Consider the following 16109-nt stretch of genomic DNA (forward strand, 5'->3'; position numbering starts at 1 on the left):
CCGGTATTTCCCACCAAAAAGCCGCATGAACCCCGTCCTTGGGGCAAGGACGGCGACGGGCCTTAAAACATACCAAACCGTTCAAGTCATCGGCTTTTCGCCACCGTTTCTGAACCCGAGACAGCCTTTTTTTCATTATTTTATACTGACAAAGACAATGCACCCGGAAAAAACTGGGGCAGGCATGAGGCATTTCGCATTGATTCGAAGGATCGACAAGGGGAGGCAGGCAGCCCAGAGGAAGTGGAGAAAACCATCGGAAAAACACGGCCCCAGGCATCGTGCACCCTGCGGCCGGTTTTTTATCCGGGACATCTACACGGCGGCGACGATGGAGATCTCCACGAGGAGCTCTTCACGTGCCATGGCGGCCTGAACACAGGCGCGGGCAGGTGCCATACCCGGGGTGACCCAGGCATCCCAGACAGCGTTCATGTCCGCAAAGTATGCCATGTCCTTGATGTAGATGGTGGCGGACAGAATCTTGTCCTTGTCGGACCCCACGCTCTCAAGGAGTTCCTCGATCTTTTCGAGGGTGGTGGCGGTCTGCTCGGTAATGCCCTTTGAGGCGTCTTTGGCCACCTGGCCGCAGAGGTATACGGTGTTGTTGTAAACCACGGCGCGGCTCATGCGGGCCTTGGTTTCATAGCGCTTGATCTCCATATGGTGCTCCCTTGCTACACAGCCTGACGGAACAGGCGGTTGGTAATGATGGGGGCAGGTGCCAGGTCCCGAAACGTCTCCGGGCCGTTCTGACAACCACCATGTTCTGAATCTGATGACTATACCCAAACGCCTCTTGACGGATCAAGCCCCTTTTTCTCTGACCTGGTACCCAATCCGCCGCCCAGGCTTGCGATCCGGCCAAATCGCCCGTATACTGGGAAAAATTTCGGTCATGCAGAGGCCCCGCAATCAAGCCGGGGGCGTTTAACTGATCCCACCCGACACACCCATCAAAAAAAGGACTGCTACACCATGAGCAAATGGAAATTCGGATTCGGAGCCGCAGTGGTGCTCATCATCGCCGGATGGATCGCCTGGACCTTCTTTATCCCCAGTGAGGACATCAAAAAAAGCGTCAAGGACTTAAGAGCCGACGCCGTGGGGCTGGACAGGGTCATCACCCATACCCTCTACGACGGCTCGAAGAAAACCTGGGAGGGTCGCTTTAAAGTCTTTCCCTTCCCCTCCGAAGGCGGGGGCGGCGGCGGTTTCTCCTTCATCGACGAAAAAGGCAAAAAAATCATCTGTGGCCCCGGCTGGCGCATCGAAGAGCAATAACTTCAACTGCGGCCGAAACCGGGCCGACTCATCTGTCAGACAAGGCAGGACGGCCATGCACACCCTCAGGCAAAGCCAGCTCCTTCCCACCACCCTTGACAAGGCGTGGGCCTTTGTCCAGGCCCCGGCCAACCTCGACACCATCACCCCGCCCTGGCTCCGGTTCGAGATCGTCTCCGACGTTCCGGAGGCCATGGAAGACGGGCTGATCATCGAGTACCGCATCGGCCTGCCCGTTCTCGGGCGCAGGCGGTGGGTGACGGAGATCAAGCACATCAAGGCCCCGTTTCGTTTTGTGGACGAACAGCGCCTCGGCCCCTACCGGTTCTGGTACCATCACCATGAACTCCGGGAGGTGCCGGGGGGTGTCCTCATGACGGACACCGTGCGCTACCGCCTTCCCTTCGGCCCTTTGGGCGAACTGGTCCACGCCCTGGTGGTCCGCAGGACCCTTGAACGTATTTTTGCCCACCGGCGTCACCGCTTCACCGCCCTTTTTCCCGCCCCATCCCCTTGAAACCATGCCGTGCCAACCCGGGCACGACACCTTGGCAAGCCCACGGACACCCCTGACAACAAAGGGTTCCCCCTGCTGTACTCCTCCCGCCCGCCCCGTGGCGGATGCCTGAGAATTCCCCGTGCCATCGCACCACCTCCCATCCTCCTGAAATCGAAACAAAACCCACCGATCAGATCCAAAAGCACCTCCGCACCGTTCCCACAAAAAGCCAAAGGGCGAGACGTTCGGCACGCTTTGTGTACTTTTCCTCGTGTCAGTAAATGTCCATCACCACACCCATCGCTGCCACGCTAAAAAAGGAGAGACACCATGACACGACGCGTTCTACTGATTGTCGGCCTGCTTGCCCTGCTCACCCAGCCCGCCGTTGCCGCAAACTGCGGCACCTTCATGGGGGTCGGCGCCCACTTTGCGGGCAAGAACTTTGAATTCGACAAGTCCTCGGGGGCCAGCTTTGTGGCCGGGCACCACATACACACCGACTGGGCCCTGCTTCTGGAGACCCTGTTCCTCGACGATTTCGACATCTCCAACCCCCTTACCGACGACGATGTGGACGTCCGGCAGGTCGCCGTCATGCTCCGCTGGTACCCCGTCTCCTCGGACCGCGCACGGGCTTATCTTTCTGCGGGCCTGGGCTACCTGGACATCCATGTCAGCGATGACGGCACCGCCAACCACGGAAAGCTCTCCCGCTCCGATGCCTGCGCACGGGGCAACATGGGCATTGACTGGCCCCTCAACGACACCCTCTCCCTCGAAGTGGAGCTGGCAGGCACTGCCGGCATAGACGACCTCTCCCTGGTGAGTTTCCACGACTGGAACATGAAGCTTCTCTACACCTTCTGAACCTTCGTGCAGCCATCGCCCCAAAAGACAGCATCGGTCGCTCAGCCCCGGTGCAACGCCTCCGGCCGACCGGTACATCTCATCCCGGTCGGCCGGGCCGAAAAAGAGAAAAAAGGTGTATTTCCCCTTGATTCCACTGCACCATTTGATTACTCATGGAAGCACTGACAATCCGGCGAATCACTGGACGGCTTTCGCCTACCCCGGGTATTTCATGAACAAACGACCGCTCAAGGGCAATGATGCTTTATTACAGCCTGTTGTGTGGGCGTATTCGACCCGTGGAAGATTCGGACAGAAGGGTATGGCCGTCTCGGCATGGACATGCGTTAGACAGGGCGTCAGACCGCCCGCAGACACTGGAGGTTTCATGAAATCCAATGGTTTGTCCCAAGAGGAGATCAGCATGCGTCTTGAGGAGTTGAACGACGCATGTCAGGTGCCCTGGCACCTGGAAGGAAATACCTTGAAAAAGCGGTTTGGCTTCAAAAACTTCAACGCGGCCTTCGGATTCATGACCCGTGTGGCCATCAAGGCCGAAAAAGAAGATCACCACCCGGAGTGGGGCAATGTATACGGCCGGGTGGACGTCACCCTGACCACCTTCGACACCGAGGGGCTCACGGAAAAAGACTTTGCCATGGCCGCTTTCATGGACCGCATATCCGGTCTCTGATCCTCACGCGGGGGCGGCGCCTTCAACGGGGAGACAGATAGAGACCGTTGTCCCCTCGCCAAGGCGGGAATCCACGGTAAGGGTTCCCCGGTGGCGTGTTACCACCGCGTGGGTCACGGCAAGGCCGAACCCCATCCCTTTGCGGGAGCTTCGCTCCTTGGTGGTGTAATACGGATCAAAGATATGGGGCAGATGCTCCTCGGCGATGCCGCACCCCGAGTCACGTATCGTCACGTCCACACAAGAGGTCCCGCCGGGAGCAGGCAGCCTCCGCGGCCCCTTGTCGGAACAGGCGCAGCTCACCCACACCGTCCCTTTCCCGCCGCAGGCCTCCAGGGCATTTTCCAATACGGCATCGATGGCCTGTCCCATCTGGGCCCCGTCCACGGCCACCAGAGGCGTTTCGGGTGCCAGGTCAAGGTGCACACCGGCCCCCTGTCCCCCGGCCTGTTTCACGCATCGGCGAAGCACCTCCTGAATCGAAACCGTGGCATCCACCCTCTCCCCCCGGGCCGACAGGGTGATCATCTGTTCCACCAGGTCCCGGGCCCGCTGCACGGCCTCATCCATGGTCGCCAGGTGCTTCATGGCCGGCGACTCCTCGTCAAGGCAGAGAGATGCCAGCTCCACACGCCCCACCATAACGGCAAGCAGGTTGTTGAAGTCATGGGCGATGCCCCCGATAAACGAACCGATGAGATCCAGTTTGCCCTGCTTGAGCAGGGCCTCCTGCATGGAGCGGTACTCCGTCACATCGGCAAGGCTCGCCCGGATACCCACCACAGCGCTGTTTTTGACGATGGGGGCCGAGTGCAGCAACACCCGCCTCTCCTCACCAGCCCGGCTGATCATGCGGTACTCGGCGGGCTCCACATCCCCCCCGGCCAGGGTGATCTCCACCCGCCCCATGACCCGCGGCCGGTCGTCCGGGTGAAAGGGATCAAGGGCGATGCCCGGGGTCTCGAAATCTTCCGGCTGAATCTGAAAGGCCTTGAGCGCCAGGCTGTTGACGTAGGTGACACGAAGGGCCAGGTCCACTTCGCAGACAATGCAGGGCAGCAGCTCGGCCATCTCCCGGAACCGCTCCTCGCTCTCGCGAATTGCCTGCTCCGAGGCTTTTCGCTCGGTGATGTCGTCCACCACCCAGAGCACCCCTTTGTTGAGGTCCGGGGGCACATGGGTATCCACGGCCTTTCCCGAAAGGCTGCACCACACCGCAGAGCCGTCACGGCGCTTCAGCCGATAGTCGATCTGCGTCCTGCCCCCGTGGACCAGGGCGTCGTAGTGATGGGCCCCGTACCTTCTGAAGGCATCTTCGCTGAGATGGAGTTCCCTCATGGAGAGCCCCTCCATCTCCCCGGGGGTACCGTACCCGAGGATCTCTGCCATCCTGTCGTTGGCTTTCCAGAGGGTTCGCCCCCCCTTGAGCAGCATGATCCCCACCATGCTGTTTGAAAAAATGGTGGTCAGCTCCGTCACCGCGGTATGAAGCTCACGGGCCTTCCCCTCCGCCTCCCGGGTCCGGGACCGCACCATGGCCTCCAGGTGCTCTGTGGTTTGCTCCTGAAAAGCCCGTCCCTCTTTGAGCGAATCGACCATGCTGTTAAAGGAAAACGCCAGGCGAGCCATCTCATCTTTGCCCGACAGAACGACGGTCTTTCCGTCGAGGTTCCCCCGGCTCACCCGCTGAGCCTGCCGCTCCAGCATTCGAAGCGGGCGGACCAGGCGTTCCCTCAGCACAAAATAGAAGAGCCCCAGGGCCAGGGAGGTAAAGATAACGGCACCCATCACGATCTCCCAGCCCATGCGCCGTGTGGCTCGGCCGTAGTCGGCCCGGGCCGTTTCCAGGCCGGCAAACAGGGCATCCTCGGGTACGGCACTTCCCAGCACCCACCCAATGCCCGGCAGCACATGGTGGGAGACAATCCAGACCCGCCCGCCAAGCCGGAGGTGCCCCACCCCTTTGTCCAGGCTCATCACCCCGTGGGCATAGCGCCTGACCTCGCTGAACGACGAGGTCAAAAGGCTCCCCATGCCGTTTCCGTCGGATGGATCCCGCACCCCGAACATTGCCAGGGCCCGCTTCGGAAACAGCAGCGGGGTCCCCCCTTCATCCACAAGGAACCAGAACATCCCCTCCACGTCCTTGGAGCCGGCCTCTTCATGCACCAGCGGGTCAAAAATATCGGACACGGGCAGGTCGATGCCGGCAATGCCCTTGAACTCCCCAGCCTCTGTGACCACAGGGGTGGATGCCGTGGCCACCACCCCGCCCATGGCGTCATCCTTGTATACAGGGGTCCAGACCGTCGCCAGAGACGGGTTCTCCTCCGGGGTGGCCGCCGAAAACCACCGCTGTCTCATAATGCCCTCCATGGTAAGCCCGACAAAGGCCTCCCGGGACACGGTATTCGGGTAGTATTGGGAAAATCCGCTGGTGTAGATAACGTAGGCTGCGGCGGTGGGCATGGAGGTGTGACCGAAGATCTCGAGATAGGGGAGAAGGCAGGCGTGGCGATCGCTTGGCGGGAAGGCCCCTCCGGCATCTCCGCCCGGAAGGCGAAGCAGAAGGGAAGGTGCATCCGAAGGGCCCGCAAGGGTCCCGGTGGAAAGGGGTGATAACGGGGGAAGGGTTCCGCAGGGGAAGGACCCGCCGGGGCCGTCTGCAAAAACGAGGTCCCGGGATTTTTCGGCAAGCAGGGCCGAATTCTGGGCGACCTTTTCAAAGAAATGGTTGTAATGGAGGGCCCGCTGCCGGACCCGCTCCGTGAGGTTCAACTCCACCCGGTGGTGCAGGGTATTCACGGCCCGATCGGCAAAGGTGTCCCCGAACTGCTGGACATGGCGGGTCGTGAACATGGCAAAAAGAACCGCAAAAAGCAAAAGCACCATCGAAAGAGTGACCGTCAGCTGTACACCGATGCTCGACTTGAATCGAATCACACCCATCTTTTTGACACACCCCACCAACCAAAGTGTCTACACACAAACACATCCCCCGCCAAACCCAATTAAAAACCAGACACCACCCGGCATCGTCAACCATAAAAGCCCCTGGCCGGGGATCATACCGCCCAGAGAGCCCAACCGTGGCCCTGTCGCCCGGACAAAAAAAATCATCCCCTTGTTTCACAACGGGAAAATACCCCATGGGACGGCATCCCCCGAAGGTTTGTTCCCTTGAACCGTTCACGGAAACATCCGGGGAAAGCCCGACGGCCCGATACCACGTTCCGATCTCAACGCCCCTTGCCGGAATCCGACATCTTCACCAGGGCGTTGGGAAATGGCTCCATGATCACCTGGCTCAGGAGGTACGCCTGCTCAAAGCGAACGGCATACCCCTTGATCAGACGAAGCAGGGCGGCAAGGGGAATTCGCTCATCCCGGTACTCTTCAAGGCTCTGCAGGAAATAGGCCTTCTCTTCCCTGGAAAGGCCATCGGAGACCCAGCCAAAGGCGTGCAACAGGGTATTGATCATGGAAGGTGCCCGTGGCCGTGCAGCCAGGGCTTTTTTAAGCTCCTCCTCATACAGGGAGAACACCTCGGCCACGGGGCGCTTCTCATGGTTGGCCGTGATCTTGCCGCAGGCACGGAACCGGGTCTGGTTCCAGGCCATGAGCAAAAGCTTGTGGGTGCTGTGAAAGGCCACCAGGTCCCGCATCCGTCCACTCTGTCGGGCCTTCCGAAATCTGGCCAGTGAAAAAATCCGGATCAGGAACTGCTCTCGAAGCTCAAAATTCTTCAGCCGACCCTCGTCCTCCACGGGAAGGCCGGGGAACCGATCAAAGACGGCGGTGGCAAAAAACCCGCTGCCCCGCTTTGCCTTGGCAGATTTTGCCAGCCCCTCGTACACCTTGACGTCTGACGGGCCGCAGGAGGGGGACCGGTTTTTCAGGAGAAACCCATCCACTTCGGGAAGCGCGTCGAGGCAGGTTTGGGAAAAGGCCGCCATGGTATCGGTAAGAACCGTCTCCGTTGCGGGCTGGTAAAGGTGCAGTTTCTTCTCAATCCTGGCAAGGCGGATGGGAGGACGCGGCACCCCGAGACCGATCTCCACCTCGGGGCAGACAGGGGTAAACGTCACATGGGGTTTCAACTGCGTCACAAAGGAGTCCGAGAGCGCCTGCCCATTGTAACGACACGCTTCAAAGCCCAGGCACTTGCTCACCAAAAGGGTGGGTTTGACAACCATGGAAGGGTATCCTTATGGAAAAAAGGCCATGCGTTGAGAAACACTCTAAGGAAGGAGGGGTCTTTTAAAAATACGCCCTGGGCCCTTATTTTTCAAGCACTTATACATTTGCCCAAGCCAAAGGGATCTGATAGAGATGGATCAGGGGCGTAAAAGGGGTTTTATGGCCCATGGCTGTCAGGCGACTTTGCAGGGTGTCAGCATGTTTCACCCGTTTCCCGCCCATGCACCGACGCCCAAGGGCCGTCTCCTTTGCCGGAGAACGGTGGGTTCCCATGGCATCGCCGCGGTGAAGCGTTGGTTTTCCATGGTTTTCAGCGGTGTGGCGATTCCCCGGAACAAGCCCTTTCACCTCCCCGGGCCCACCAGGCACGGATTTTGATCTGTTCCTGCCCAAAGCCCCATTGACCCGCCGCTTCCCTTTCCAAGCGGCCACCCCACACGGAGGTACGCCATGATCCACCCTCCCCTGCAACACAACACCGACCTTTTTACCTGCCAGCGGATCGAAGAAGTGGAGGTCCTCACCTTTCATAAGCACCTGCTCCACCACCTCACGGACCTCACGGCTAAAAACCGTATTCTGGACTACCTGGAGTCCGTCTCCAGGGACCCCACCATCCGTGTCTTCCTGATCCTGGCCTCCCCACAGCGCCTGGACAAAGAGAGGTTCCTGGAGTTCTATCGCCAGTACCTCGGCACCACCTCCATCGCCGACCAGACCCTGCTCAAGCGCCTCTACAACGGCCTCAACCAGTTCATCATGAAGCTTTACAAACTCAACCCCTTTGTGGTGCATGCCGGGGGCGGGGACACCGCCTTTCTCTTCATGAACCTCTCTTTGGCCTGTGACTATCGCATCGCCACCGAAGAGACCCTCTTTCAGAACCCCGGCATGGAGCTGGGCCTGCCCCCCAAGGGCGGGGGAGTCTTTTTTCTCTCCCACCTCCTGGGCCCCGCCAAGTGCGCGGAGATCCTCTACTCGGGCCGTGACATCAACATGGAAGAGGCCCTGGGGCTGGGCCTGGTCAACCGCGTCGTCAAAGAGAAGGATCTTCGCACCAGCGCCTTGGAAACCGCCCACGCCTTCGCCCATCGCAGCCCCCAGGCCCTGTTCGGGATCAAAAAACTGCTGAACTACGGCATGAAAGACCTGGAAGAGTTTCTGGAGTATGAAAACAAGGTCCTGGAGACCACCCTGAGGCGCCACCAGCACGAGCAATTGTAAGGCCCCCCTTGCCTTTGGAAACAAAAGGGTTATCTTTATTTTTTTGGGAATAGGGCCCGCCCCCAATGTGATAGAGACTGTCCGTGCCCTTCCCCTGACCCGTCACCCAAGCGCAAGGAGCCGTCATGAGCCTTCCCACCCGTAGCGACGCACTGGAACTTTTCAAAACCTACAACACCTCCGAGAGCCTCACCCGCCACGCCCTCTCCGTTGAGGGCGTCATGCGCCATTTTGCCGAAAAATTCGGAAAAGACCCCGACGAGTGGGGGATCATCGGCCTTGTCCACGACATCGACTACGAAATGTATCCGGATGAACACTGCAAGAAGGCGGAAGAGATCCTCTCGGGCGCCGGATGGCCCCAGGCCTGGGTCCGGGCCGTAATCAGCCACGGATGGGGCATCGTCACCGACGTGAAGCCTGAAACCAAACTGGAGCAGACCCTCTACGCCATTGACGAGCTCACCGGCCTGGTGGCCTCCACTGCCCTGGTACGCCCCTCCCGAAGCGTCATGGACATGAAGGCGAAATCCGTGAAGAAAAAATGGAAGGACAAAAGCTTTGCCGCGGGCGTGGACCGGAGCATCATCGAAAAAGGGGCCGAGATGCTCGGCATGGAGATCTCCGAGCTCATCACCGAGACCATCCTGGGCATGCGAAAGGTGGCCGATGAGATCGGCCTCGGCATGACCGAAGCAGACAAAGCCATGTAGGTTGAAAAACAAGCCTGCGTGGCCCAGGGGGCCCCCCTGGGCCCCAGGTTGCCTCCGGCGGGTCTGTTTCACGAGTCGAGTGCACCCAATATTCAAGGCTCTGATAACTCAGAAGGTGGGTGCACCCGTGTCGCCCGAAGGGTAAGAGAATCGACCAGAAAACGATAAATTACATGTTACATATTTGGGGCGGTCGTTTTCTCATGAAATATCCGGGTTAGGGGTTGCCACCAGTCACCAGCATGCTATAACCACACGTGATATAAAAAAATCCACCATGCGGACTCCATACTCTTATTTCTCCTCTGTGTGTCTGCTGCAAGCCATCAAACCCCGACGTGCAGCATCACATATGGAGATCCGCCCATGGCAAGCCCCGCCCATGCCTTTGTCCTCTCATTCTACACCCGCTTTCCCGGTCGGGTCGCCCTCAGCGTGGGGTACGGCCCCGGCCTCACGGAGATCTTCCCTTTTGTCTTTGAAGCCCTCTGCGGCACCCCCATCGGCATCGTGGCCCTGGCCGTGATGACCCAGCAGGACCGTGAAGTGGTGCACCTCTACCATGTGGGGGCCTTCATCCCCGGCAGCGGCCACGGCACCACCATGCTGGATGAACTCTGCAGCCAGGCAAACCGCTTCAGCGTGGCCCTCAGCCTCAGCCCCATCCCCTGTCCCACGGACACCCCGCCCCCCTTGGGCAGCGACGCCCTGGATGCCTGGTACCGCCGGTTCGGTTTCCAGGGAGACGGCCACCTGGTGAGAGAACCCGTTGACGGCCCGTAAAGGCCATCAATACCCCTGCTCAAAATCCACGGGATACGAAAGTGCCGAGCCCTTTTGCCAGGCCTCAACATTTCGGATAAAAATCCCGGCCACCTCTTCGGGAAAACTGCAGGCGGCAATGTGTGGGGTCACCACCACCTGATCTGACGTCCACAACGGGCTCTCCGGGCTCAGGGGCTCCTCCTCGAAGACATCCAGCACAGCCCCTGCGATCTGCCGGCCCGCAAGGGCATTGAAAAGGTCCGCTTCGCAGACCGTGCTTCCGCGCCCCACGTTCATGAACACCGAAGAGGGCTTCATGGCGGAAAAAGCATTTCTGTCAAACAGGTGACGGGTGGCCGGAGTGGCGGGAAGAACGGACACCACATAATCGCACCGGGCCAGGAACCCATGGAATGCGTCCCCGAAATAGAGATGGTCAACACCGGAAAACGATTTGGGGCTACGGCGGTAGCCCACCACCTTCATGCCGAAATGACGGGCGGTCTCCGCCACATGAGCGCCGATGGACCCCAGCCCGCACACCCCCAGTGTCATCCCCCGAAGGCTCCGGTACGAAAGGGGACGCCAGGCCTTCTGAAGCTGATGGGCCCGTACGTCGAACACCTTGCGCTCCCGGGCCAGGATGTACCCGAAGACGTATTCGCTCATCAAGGGCCCGAAGATCCCCTTGACCCCGGTCAGGAGATAGTCCCTGCGAAGCCCGGGGGCGCACAGGGCATCCACCCCGGCAAAGGTCGACTGCACCCACACCAGCTTGCGTGCTTCGGGAAGCACCCGGGCCACCATGTCCGGCTGGCCCAGGATCACCTCGCAGCCCCCCACGATCTCCATGGCCTCGGCCACCGTCTCGCAGGCATGCAAAACCACGTCGGACAGCCCTGCGGCCGCCACCAGCGGCTGATAAACCAAGGCGTCCCTTGCCAGAATCATGATGTGTGTCATCCCACACCCTCCTTTTCCAGATGAATTTGTTTGCACCTCTGTTTATGCTACGGTACACATGGTTGATAAAAGTCTCCAGGGCATCGTGTCATCCGGGCACATGCCATCTGCGTCACCGCATTTAACCAGCTGACCTTACAAGGCTTACATATTTTGATACCCCTCACACCCCTCGCTTTACTTGCTGTCATTTCCGGCTTAGCCCTCCTTGTCTGGAGCGCAGACCGTTTTGTGGACGGAGCCGCCGCCACCGCACGGCACCTGGGCATGCCTCCCCTTCTCATCGGCATGGTGATCCTTGGCTTCGGTACCTCGGCGCCGGAGATGGTGGTCTCGGCCCTTGCCGCGACCCAGGGCAACCCCGGCCTGGCCCTGGGCAACGCCTACGGCTCCAACATCACCAACATCGCCCTGATCCTGGGCGTCACGGCCCTCATCGCCCCCATCACCGTCCAGTCCCAGGTCCTGAAAAAAGAGCTGCCCCTTCTCACCGCCATCACCGCCCTGTCCGCCTTCCAGATCGCCGACGGCCACATCAGCGCCGCAGACGCCTGGGTCCTTCTGGGCATCTTCGGCGGGCTCATGGCCTGGACCATCCACCAGGGCCTCAGGCGACGGGGGGATACCCTGGCCGATGAAACAGAGCAGGGCATGGCATCGGATACCAAGACCCTCTCCCAGGCCCTGATCCGGCTTGCCACCGGCCTGGTGGCCCTTGTGATCGCCTCACGGGTCCTGGTCTGGGGAGCCGTGGAGCTGGCCCATGCCTTCGGGGTCAACGACCTGATCATCGGCCTCACCGTCGTGGCCGTGGGCACCTCCCTTCCCGAACTGGCATCCTCAGTCATTGCCACCCGCAAAGGAGAACACGACATCGCCCTGGGCAATGTCCTGGGCTCCAACCTCTTCAACACCCTGGCCGTGGTGGGCATCGCAGGGGCCATCCACCCCCTGGATGTGGGCCCGGAGGTCCTTACCCGGGATGCCCTCACCATGGGCGCCCTGACCCTCTCCATGTTTGTCATCGGCTACGGGTTCAAGGGGTCGGGCCGCATCAATCGATTCGAAGGCGCTGCCCTGGTGGCCGCCTACATCGGCTACAACACCTGGGTGGCCATGGAGCTTTTTCGGTAAAAAAACGGTAACGAGTCAACTCAAATTTGCCTCCGTCGGCCCTGCCGGGGGCAAATGGTTCATTTGGTTTTCCGATCATTTTCAACATAACGAGCATCCAATCGGAACGTTTTTGCGGAGCTTTTTTCAAAAAGCGACCCGCCGGAGGCCAACTGAATCGTTACCCAAAAATCAAAAAAGGCCGCCCTCTGTGGGCGGCCTTTTTTTATTTTTCGCTGTTGATCGTGTTTTATCGAAACACACGGTCACTGTTTTTTCTGTCTATAAGCCCAAGGCTTAGACACCGTATTTCTTTCCGTAGTTTTCCACCACAAAATCGATGTCTTTGTCCCCGCGGCCGGAGAGGTTGATAAGGATGGACTCCTCTTTGGGGAGGTCCTTGGCCAGGGTCATGGCGTAGGCCACGGCGTGGGCGCTCTCGATGGCGGGAATGATCCCTTCGGTGCGGGAGAGCTCAAAGAGGGCGTCGATGGTCTCTTCGTCACCGGCGGTGACGTACTCCACCCGCTCGATGTCTTTCAAGAGGCTGTGCTGAATTAAGCCGGGGTAATCAAGGCCACTGGCAACAGAGTAGACAGGCAGGGGCTCGCCGGCGTCGTCCTGGAGGAGATAGGACTTGAAGCCGTGCAGGGTCCCGGGCTTGCCCAGGGTGAGGGTGGCTGCGTGCTGACCGTCTTCAAGGCCTTTGCCCGAAGGCTCCACCCCGTGGATCTTGACGCTCTTGTCGTCGAGAAAAGCGGTAAAAAGCCCCATGGCGTTGGAACCGCCCCCCACACAGGCCACGATATGGTTGGGCAGTGTGCCGTATTTTTCCTGGAACTGGGCCCTGGCCTCAATGCCGATGATCTTCTGGAAGTCGCGGACCATCATGGGAAAGGGGTGGGGCCCCACCACGGAGCCGATGGCGTAGAGCTGGGTCACCGGATCGGCGAGGTAGGCTTCAAAGGCGGCGTCCACGGCGTCCTTGAGGGTCTGGGTGCCGCGGGTCACGGGGATCACGTTGGCGCCGAGGATCTTCATGCGGGTGACGTTGGGCTTCTCTTTCTCAATGTCGATGACCCCCATGTAGATATCGCACTCCAGGCCCACGAGAACAGCGGCCGTGGCCAGGGCCACGCCGTGCTGCCCGGCACCGGTCTCGGCAATGAGTTTTTTCTTGCCCATGCGCTTGGCCAGAAGGGCCTCGCCGAGGCAGTGGTTGATCTTGTGGGCGCCGGTGTGGTTGAGGTCTTCACGCTTCAGGTAGATCTGAGCGCCCCCGATCTTGTCGGAGAGATTTTTGCAATGGAACAGGGCGCTGGGGCGGCCCACAAAGTCCTTCATGAGGGTGGTCAGCTCCGCCACAAATGCGGGGTCGTCCTTGATCTCGTTGTATGCGACGGTGATCTCGTCGAGGATGGCCTGGAGCTCGGGGGGCACAAAGCTTCCGCCGTAATCTCCGAAGTAACCTTCGGCGTTGGGCATTTCAAGGCTGCGGATGTCGGTGGTCATATCTACTCTCCTGGGTCTGTATCGTCTCTTTCGCGGTCCTGCCCTTACCGGTCCGGCCGCCCTTTTTGTTTCTACGAGCAGAAACATGCACCAACCCCCGGCCTTTTGCAACCTTTTTTTGTCCCAAAAGCGGAAAAACCGCCAATCACCTTGCCTTTCGCCCCCAAACCCACCTATAGTGATCTTTCTGTCAATTTAACCGCATACAGGTGACTCTCGTGATCTCCAAACCTCTCATCGAGGCCATCGTTGCCCAGTACGTCCAACCCCTGGAAGGACGTCACGGCCTTGCCCACTGGGCCCGGGTCCTTGAAAACGGGCGCCTGCTGGCCGACCTCACCGACGCTGACCTCGCCGTTGTGGAACACTTTGCCGTGTTCCACGATGCCTGCAGAAAAACCGAAAGCTTTGACCCCGGCCACGGAGCCCGGGGTGCTGAGCTGGCCCGCCGCCTCCACAAAGAGGGGCTCGTCCCCTTAGACGAAGACCAGCTCGCCCTTCTCACCCACGCCTGCGAAGCCCACACCGACGGCCTCATCACCGGCGACCTTGCCGTGCGGGTCTGCTGGGACTCGGACCGCCTCGACCTGGGCCGTGCCGGCATCCGCCCCGCCCAGGGCCTCCTGTGCACCGGCGCCGCCCGGGACAGCGAGTTCATGCAGTGGGCAGGCGAGCGAAGCCTTGCCGGCCACCGACCCGACCTCCTTGCAACGGAGTGGGGCATTGCCCTCAAAGACGAAATACCCGCATAAAGCAACGTAAACTGTCGCCGCGCCATCACCATGCCTCCGGCAAAGCCGCCGGAGGCAAAAATGAACGGGCGGCCGTCAGCTGATTCCCATGATCACCATCCCGCTCAGGACCCTACCCATGCACCTGTTCAACGCCATTGCCATCCTCATCTCCCTGGCCGCTCTTTTCAGCTTCATCAACGACCGTTTTATCAAGCTCCCCGCCACCATCGGCATCATGATGATCGCCATGCTCATGTCCCTTGGACTCATCCTGGTGGCACCCTTCGGGCTGGACCCGGGGGTGGGAAAGCTCATCTCCGGTATTGACTTCAATACCACCCTCATGGTGGGGATGCTCTCCTTTCTCCTGTTTGCAGGGGCCCTGCATGTGGAGATGGACGACCTGCTGGCAAACAAGATTGAAATCGCCCTTTTTGCCACGGTGGGGGTGGTGGCCTCCACCTTTGTCACCGCTGTGCTGGTCTACGGTGCCGCAAGCCTCATGGGCCTGGAGCTGGCCTTCATCCACTGCCTCCTCTTCGGGGCCCTCATCTCTCCCACGGACCCGGTGGCCGTGCTGGGAATCCTCAAATCAGCGGGAGCGCCCAAAAGCCTGGAGGTCAAGATCACCGGGGAGTCCCTCTTTAACGACGGCATCGGGGTGGTGGTCTTCCTCACCATCCTGGAGATCGCCACGGGCGAGGCAGAACTCTCCTTCGGCCACGTGGCGGCCCTTTTCGCCACCGAGGTAGCCGGCGGCCTCGTCCTGGGCCTGGTCACAGGCTGGATCGCTTACCTGATGCTCGCCAAGGTGGACAACTACCAGGTGGAGGTCCTCATCACCCTGGCCCTGGTCACCGGCAGCTACGCCCTGGCCCTTGCCCTCCACCTCTCCGGTCCCATCGCCATTGTCGTGGCCGGCCTCCTCATCGGAAACCGGGGGCGGGCCTTTGCCATGAGCGACAAAACCCGGGAGCACCTCGACACCTTCTGGGAGCTCCTGGACGAGACCCTCAACGCCGTCCTCTTCCTGCTCATCGGCTTTGAGATCCTCATCCTCACCGTAAGCAAGCGATTCCTGGCCCTGGGTGTCCTGGCCTTCGGCATCGTCCTTGTGGCCCGGTTCGTCTCCCTCACAGGGGCCCTGGCCCTGCTCAAGCCTTTCCGCCCCTTTGCCAAGGGCGCCCTCTCCATCCTCACCTGGGGAGGCCTCAGGGGCGGCATCTCCGTAGCCCTTGCCCTCTCCCTGCCCGCCACCATCCCGGTGCGCGACGGCCTGGTCACCATGACCTACGTGGTGGTGATCTTCTCCATCGTGGTCCAGGGCCTCACCATCGGAAAGCTCATCCGGCGGCACCATTAACGATTAAAAAAGGCAAAAAACATGCCTCCGGCGGCAAGGTGAGCCACCTTGAAAGCAGATTGCCACAGCGCTCTCCCCTTCGTTCCTCAGGGCAAAGCACTGTGGCATTCACGCCGTCCGTCCCCCTTTTGCCCTTCGCCTTTCACCTTTCACCTTTCACCTTTCACCTTTCACCCTTCACCCTTCACCCTTC

At 60.2% G+C, this 16109-nt stretch carries 15 protein-coding genes; 10 read left to right on the plus strand and 5 right to left on the minus strand.

The window, feature by feature from the left end; translation table 11 throughout:
• Positions 1 to 315 precede the first annotated feature (315 nt).
• Positions 316 to 663 (minus strand): RidA family protein, encoded by a 348-nt coding sequence (locus tag ACOYW2_RS22785; protein ID WP_482420153.1) that lies wholly within the window; start codon positions 661 to 663, stop codon positions 316 to 318.
• A gap of 315 nt (positions 664 to 978) precedes the next feature.
• Between ACOYW2_RS22785 and ACOYW2_RS22790 the strand changes: the two genes are divergently transcribed.
• The 4 genes from ACOYW2_RS22790 to ACOYW2_RS22805 all read left to right on the plus strand — a co-directional run bounded on the left by ACOYW2_RS22790 (position 979) and on the right by ACOYW2_RS22805 (position 3329).
• On the plus strand, positions 979 to 1284 hold the full coding sequence (locus ACOYW2_RS22790) for a hypothetical protein (RefSeq protein WP_180142373.1): 306 nt from the start codon (positions 979 to 981) through the stop codon (positions 1282 to 1284).
• A gap of 55 nt (positions 1285 to 1339) precedes the next feature.
• A complete protein-coding gene (locus tag ACOYW2_RS22795) occupies positions 1340 to 1801 on the plus strand; it encodes an SRPBCC family protein (protein ID WP_482768099.1) in 462 nt (153 codons plus the stop codon).
• A 312-nt stretch (positions 1802 to 2113) separates the two neighbouring features.
• Complete coding sequence (locus ACOYW2_RS22800) at positions 2114 to 2653, plus strand: outer membrane beta-barrel protein (protein ID WP_482768100.1); 540 nt, start codon at positions 2114 to 2116, stop codon at positions 2651 to 2653.
• A gap of 370 nt (positions 2654 to 3023) precedes the next feature.
• Positions 3024 to 3329, plus strand: a complete 306-nt coding sequence (locus tag ACOYW2_RS22805; protein WP_482768101.1) for a 4a-hydroxytetrahydrobiopterin dehydratase — start codon at positions 3024 to 3026, stop codon at positions 3327 to 3329.
• Positions 3330 to 3332: 3 nt separating this feature from the next.
• On the opposite strand, the gene ACOYW2_RS22810 is transcribed toward ACOYW2_RS22805, so the two are convergent.
• Entirely contained in the window at positions 3333 to 6278 is a 2946-nt protein-coding gene (locus ACOYW2_RS22810; RefSeq protein WP_482768102.1) for a PAS domain S-box protein, read from the minus strand.
• A 290-nt stretch (positions 6279 to 6568) separates the two neighbouring features.
• Entirely contained in the window at positions 6569 to 7525 is a 957-nt protein-coding gene (locus ACOYW2_RS22815) for a YbgA family protein (RefSeq protein ID WP_482768103.1), read from the minus strand.
• A gap of 454 nt (positions 7526 to 7979) precedes the next feature.
• On the opposite strand from ACOYW2_RS22815, the gene ACOYW2_RS22820 reads away from it, so the two are divergent.
• The 3 genes from ACOYW2_RS22820 (at position 7980) to ACOYW2_RS22830 (ending at position 10249) form a co-directional block, all read left to right on the plus strand.
• A complete protein-coding gene (locus tag ACOYW2_RS22820; protein ID WP_482768104.1) occupies positions 7980 to 8753 on the plus strand; it encodes an enoyl-CoA hydratase/isomerase family protein in 774 nt (257 codons plus the stop codon).
• Between the two features lie 125 nt (positions 8754 to 8878).
• Positions 8879 to 9466 (plus strand): HD domain-containing protein, encoded by a 588-nt coding sequence (locus ACOYW2_RS22825; protein WP_482768105.1) that lies wholly within the window; start codon positions 8879 to 8881, stop codon positions 9464 to 9466.
• Positions 9467 to 9832: 366 nt separating this feature from the next.
• Positions 9833 to 10249, plus strand: coding sequence for a hypothetical protein (locus ACOYW2_RS22830; protein WP_482418229.1), 417 nt, complete (start codon positions 9833 to 9835; stop codon positions 10247 to 10249).
• A 6-nt stretch (positions 10250 to 10255) separates the two neighbouring features.
• Here the strand turns inward: ACOYW2_RS22830 and ACOYW2_RS22835 are convergent, their stop codons facing one another.
• Positions 10256 to 11194: a D-2-hydroxyacid dehydrogenase gene (locus ACOYW2_RS22835; protein ID WP_482768106.1), complete on the minus strand. Its 939-nt coding sequence runs from the start codon at positions 11192 to 11194 to the stop codon at positions 10256 to 10258.
• Positions 11195 to 11347: 153 nt separating this feature from the next.
• Between ACOYW2_RS22835 and ACOYW2_RS22840 the strand changes: the two genes are divergently transcribed.
• A complete protein-coding gene (locus ACOYW2_RS22840) occupies positions 11348 to 12328 on the plus strand; it encodes a calcium/sodium antiporter (RefSeq protein ID WP_482768107.1) in 981 nt (326 codons plus the stop codon).
• Between the two features lie 276 nt (positions 12329 to 12604).
• On the opposite strand, the gene trpB is transcribed toward ACOYW2_RS22840, so the two are convergent.
• Positions 12605 to 13819: a tryptophan synthase subunit beta gene (trpB, locus tag ACOYW2_RS22845; protein WP_482420163.1), complete on the minus strand. Its 1215-nt coding sequence runs from the start codon at positions 13817 to 13819 to the stop codon at positions 12605 to 12607.
• A 218-nt stretch (positions 13820 to 14037) separates the two neighbouring features.
• Here trpB and ACOYW2_RS22850 point away from each other — a divergent pair, with 218 nt between their 5' ends.
• Both ACOYW2_RS22850 and ACOYW2_RS22855 read left to right on the plus strand, forming a co-directional pair.
• On the plus strand, positions 14038 to 14571 hold the full coding sequence (locus ACOYW2_RS22850) for an HD domain-containing protein (protein ID WP_482768108.1): 534 nt from the start codon (positions 14038 to 14040) through the stop codon (positions 14569 to 14571).
• An 88-nt stretch (positions 14572 to 14659) separates the two neighbouring features.
• The gene (locus tag ACOYW2_RS22855; protein WP_482768109.1) at positions 14660 to 15916 is read left to right on the plus strand and encodes a cation:proton antiporter; all 1257 of its coding nucleotides are present in this window, start codon (positions 14660 to 14662) and stop codon (positions 15914 to 15916) included.
• Positions 15917 to 16109: the final 193 nt, after the last annotated feature.

The organism is Desulfoluna sp. CLI2B, assembly GCF_056847375.1.